General features: G+C 54.3%; 1 protein-coding gene. It reads left to right on the forward strand.

The genetic code is table 11. The features are described from left to right. Positions 1–55 precede the first annotated feature (55 nt). Positions 56–496 (forward strand): dual specificity protein phosphatase family protein, encoded by a 441-nt coding sequence (locus LOC67_RS22730; RefSeq protein WP_230265132.1) that lies wholly within the window; start codon positions 56–58, stop codon positions 494–496. Positions 497–541 lie beyond the last annotated feature (45 nt).

Genomic DNA, 541 nt, shown 5'->3' on the forward strand with positions numbered 1-541 from the left:
CTACCGTTCTGCCGTGAACGAAGATTCAACCATTCACTGAGATTTTCAGCGACAATTGTTACGCGACGTCTACAACGGACTGCTTTACATCGGTGACGCGATCTCGGCCCGTGACCTCAAGCAGATTTACCATCATCAAATCGCTGCGGTAGTTGACTTGGCTGCCAATGAACCGCCAGCGGCTCTTGGCCGCGATATCATCTATTGCCGTTTTCCGATCTCCGACGATGGTTCAAATGATGACTTGCTAATTTCGGCAAGCATTGACTGCCTGCGATCGCTGCTCGAACGCGACTACCGAACGCTTGTGGCTTGCAGTGCGGGAATGAGCCGTTCACCAACGATTGCTGCTGCTTCATTATCCATCATCACGGATGATCCGCTTGCGGACACGCTTTCTCGCATCACGGCGAATGCACCTCGGGATGTGTCACCGGCCTTATTCGCTTCCGTCATCCGCGTTCATGCTACACTGGTCGCTCGCCGGCGGGCGTGACTGGATAGATGGCAGAACCATGAATTGCACGGGAGGACGGGAGTC

This window comes from Stieleria sp. JC731 (genome assembly GCF_020966635.1).
Taxonomy (GTDB): Bacteria; Planctomycetota; Planctomycetia; order Pirellulales; family Pirellulaceae; genus Stieleria.